Annotated in this window: 3 protein-coding genes and 1 pseudogene; all 4 read left to right on the plus strand. The window is 62.7% G+C overall.

All coding sequences use genetic code 11. The features are described from left to right. Positions 1-233 (plus strand): annotated as a pseudogene (locus PHS32_RS23920) (hypothetical protein); the annotation flags it as partial. Between the two features lie 14 nt (positions 234-247). Then, entirely contained in the window at positions 248-2,368 is a 2,121-nt protein-coding gene (locus tag PHS32_RS23925) for a methyl-accepting chemotaxis protein (protein WP_301082076.1), read from the plus strand. A gap of 10 nt (positions 2,369-2,378) precedes the next feature. Continuing rightward, positions 2,379-2,885 (plus strand): chemotaxis protein CheW, encoded by a 507-nt coding sequence (locus PHS32_RS23930; protein WP_301082080.1) that lies wholly within the window; start codon positions 2,379-2,381, stop codon positions 2,883-2,885. Positions 2,886-2,942: 57 nt separating this feature from the next. Beyond that, positions 2,943-3,912, plus strand: a 970-nt coding sequence (locus tag PHS32_RS23935; protein ID WP_301082081.1) for a HAMP domain-containing protein, incomplete at its 3' end; no start/stop codon positions are given.

The raw sequence follows: 3,912 nt of genomic DNA on the forward strand, positions 1-3,912 counted from the left end.
AGCAAAGCTCGGGTATCGAGCAGGTGAACCAGGCGATCACGCAGATGGACCAGGTGACGCAGCAGAACGCGGCGCTGGTGGAAGAGGCGGCAGCGGCGGCGGCCTCGTTGCAGGAGCAGGCCGGCAAGCTGTCGCAGGTGATCAGTGCCTTCAAGCTCGATGACGAGCCGACGCCGCAGTTGTCGACAGCCCAGCGCAAGCCGCTGTCCGGCGCCGGCCGGCAAGCATTTTGAAAACAACGAAATCTATGTTCAATCAACAAAGTATCCGCTCCGTAAGCATCACCAAGAAACTCGGCCTGCTGCTGCTGGCGGTCGGTTTGAGCATCCTCGCCCTGAACGTGGTATCGCTGGTTTCGGAGCGCACGCTGATACTCCAGGAACGGAAAAACAATCTGCAGCAGGTGGTGGAAACGGCGCATGGCCTGCTGGTTTACTACCATGACCAGGCGCTCAAGGGCACGCTGACCGAGCCGCAGGCGCAACAGCAGGCGATGCAGGCGATCAAGGGCTTGCGTTACGGCGGTGCCGAGTATTTCTGGATCAACGACATGCAGCCGCGCATGCTGATGCACCCGGTCACACCGGCACTCGACGGCCAGGACCTGGCGGACAACAAGGACCCGAATGGCAAGCGTCTGTTTGTCGAATTCGTCAACACCGTCAAAGCCAGCGGTGCCGGATTCGTTCCCTATCTGTGGGCCAGACCGGGCAGCTTGCAAGCGGTGCCAAAGATGTCGTACGTGAAGGGCTTCCAGCCCTGGGGCTGGATCATAGGTTCCGGCATCTATGTGGACAACATCGATGCCATGATGCTGGAACGCCTGATCGAGCATTCGGTCGGCACACTGGCCCTGCTGGTCCTCCTGTCGGTTTTCGGTCTGATAATCATCCGCTCGATCACCCGGCCCATGCGTATGGCGGTGAAAGTCGCGCAGACCGTTGCCGCCGGCGATCTGACCAGCGCCATCCGCGTCAAATCGACCGATGAAACCGGCCAGTTGCTGCAAGCGCTGAAGGAAATGAACGACAGCCTGGTGCGCATGGTCGGTGAAGTGCGCAGTGGCACCGATACCATCGCCACCGCCTCCAGCCAGATCGCCGCCGGCAACCTGGACCTGTCCTCGCGCACCGAACAGCAGGCCAGTTCCCTCGAAGAAACGGCGGCGGCGATGGAACAGCTGACCAGCACCGTCAAGCAGAACGCCGACAACGCGCGCCAGGCCAACCAGTTGGCGGTGGCGGCCTCCGGTGTCGCCATCAAGGGCGGCAGTGTGGTCTCCGATGTGGTGGGCACCATGGGTGCCATCAATGCCTCATCGAGGAAGATCGTCGACATCATCGGCGTGATCGACGGCATTGCCTTCCAGACCAATATCCTGGCGCTAAACGCGGCGGTGGAAGCGGCGCGCGCCGGCGAGCAAGGGCGCGGCTTTGCGGTGGTGGCAGCGGAAGTGAGAAACCTGGCGCAGCGTTCGGCGGCGGCGGCCAAGGAGATCAAGACCCTGATCGGGGACTCGGTGGCCAAGGTGGAAGAGGGCAGCCAGCAGGTGGCGCAAGCGGGCCAGACGATGGACGAGATCGTCGACAGCGTGAAGCGGGTGACCGACATCATGGCGGAGATCACGGCAGCCAGCCAGGAGCAAAGCTCGGGTATCGAGCAGGTGAACCAGGCGATCACGCAGATGGACCAGGTGACGCAGCAGAACGCGGCGCTGGTGGAAGAGGCGGCAGCGGCGGCGGCCTCGTTGCAGGAGCAGGCCGGCAACTTGTCGCAAGTGGTCAGCGTCTTCAAGCTCGATCGCCGGCAGAGCGAGATGTTTGGCGCGGCGCGCGGCAGAACGCCCAATGCGGTCCGCGACTTGCCGGTGGCCGCGGCCGACGCGGCGATCGGCATCAATCTCGACAACGCCATTCAGGCCCATGCCAACTGGCGCATGAAACTGCGGACCGCCGCGATTCGGAACGAAACGCTGGACGCCGAAGCGGCCGCTTGCGACGACTGTTGCGAACTCGGTAAATGGCTGTATGGCGCCGGCGCCTCGAAGTACGGCGGCAAACCGTCTTTCGTGGAACTGGTGAACAGCCACCGCGAATTCCACCAGGAAGCGGGCAAGGTGGCCAGCACCATCAATCGCGGCGAGTCCGAGCAGGCGCAGAAGATGCTGGAGCGGGATACCGATTTTTCGCGTGCCACCAGCAAGGTCAGCAGCCTGTTGGTGCAACTGATGGGCGAGGTCAAAAATGAGGGCAAGACCGCCCGGCCCATCGCAGTCAAGGCCGCCCCGTCCACCGCGTTGAAGCGTCCTGAGGGGCCGGCCACGGCCGCCGCCAACAGTGCCGACAGCGGGGACTGGGAGACTTTTTAAAGGAATGTTCATGGACGCAAGCACCAGCAAGCCCAACAACCCCGCCGCCGGCGCGCCGGCCGGCAAGGGCCTGGAATTTCTGGCCTTCACGCTGGGCCACGAAGAGTACGGCATAGACATCCAGAAGGTGCAGGAACTGCGCGGTTACGACACGGTGACGCGGATTGCCAACGCGCCGACGCACATCAAGGGTGTCATCAACTTGCGCGGCATCATCGTGCCGATCATCGACATGCGCATCAAGTTCAATCTGGGAACGCCCAGCTACGACCAGTTCACGGTGGTGATCATCCTGAACCTGGCGAACCGGGTGATGGGGATGGTGGTGGACAGCGTCTCGGATGTGATCACGCTCAAGGCCGAGCAGATCAAGCCGGCGCCGGAGATGGGAGCGGTGCTGGCGGGCGAATACCTGATCGGCTTGGGCACGCTGGACCAGCGCATGCTGATTCTGGTCGATATCGACAAGCTGATGCTGAGCGCGGACATGGGCTTGGTGGAGAAACTGGCGCCATGAAGCGCCTGACCCGATGCCTGACAGCAGGTCGGATGAAGTGTATTGAGAGAACATGAGATGAATATCGGAAATTTGAAAATAGCAACCCGTCTGGGGATCTCTTTTACCCTGGTGGCGCTGCTGTCCATGCTGTTGGGCCTGGCGGCTTTCATGGCCCTGGACGATGCGGCCGCCAAATGGCAAAACTTTTCCGACCTGTCGTTGCAGAAACGCGATTTCGCGGCGCAAGGCCGGATCCGGTTGGGCGATGCGGTGCACAACTTCAAGAACTTTGTTCTGCGCGGTGGCGATGCCAACAAGAAGTTTGCCGAGGACCTGGACGCGATCGACGCGGCGGTGGCGAGCTACGGCAAGAAAGGCGTCATGAGCGCACGCGAGACGGTGTTGCTGGGCGATGTCCTGAAAGCCACCGAGCTGTACCGCGCGGCGATCCGCAAAGCCGCCGAGATGCAGAGCGCGGGGACGGCGTTGGCTGAGATAGACAAAGAGATCAAAGGTGCCGACAAACCGATCGCCCATGCGTTTGACGAGTTGCTGAAAATTACCGGGGAACAAACCCTTGGCGCAGGCCAGTCGATCGCGGCCACGACCGCGTTTGGCAAGCAGATGGTGCTGGCGCTGAGTGCCCTGGTGCTGATTCTGGCCGCGCTCTGCGCCTGGCTGGTGTCGCGTTCCATCACGCGCCCCCTGGGCCAGGCGGTGCAGATCGCCCGGACCGTGGCGGCCGGCGACCTGACCAGCCGGATTGACGTCAAAAGCAGCGATGAGACCGGTCAGGTGATGCAGTCCCTGAAGGACATGAACGACAGTCTGGTCCGCATTGTCGGCGAGGTCCGTGGCGGCACCGACACCATCGCCTCCGCCTCCAGCCAGATCGCCGCCGGCAACCTGGACTTGTCCGGCCGCACCGAACAGCAGGCCAGTTCGCTGGAAGAAACGGCGGCCTCGATGGAGCAACTGACCAGCACCGTCAAGCAAAACGCCGACAACGCGCGCCAAGCCAACCAGCTGGCGGTGGCGGCCTCCG

The sequence above is a fragment of the Rhodoferax sp. genome (assembly GCF_028714215.1).
Classification (GTDB): Bacteria; Pseudomonadota; Gammaproteobacteria; order Burkholderiales; family Burkholderiaceae_C; genus Rhodoferax.

Bases quoted from the DNA above. Each gene is read 5' to 3' on its own strand.
- PHS32_RS23925 (WP_301082076.1), top strand. From the start codon at position 248: ATGTTCAATCAACAAAGTATCCGCTCCGTAAGCATCACCAAGAAACTC.
- PHS32_RS23930 (WP_301082080.1), top strand. From the start codon at position 2,379: ATGGACGCAAGCACCAGCAAGCCCAACAACCCCGCCGCCGGCGCGCCG.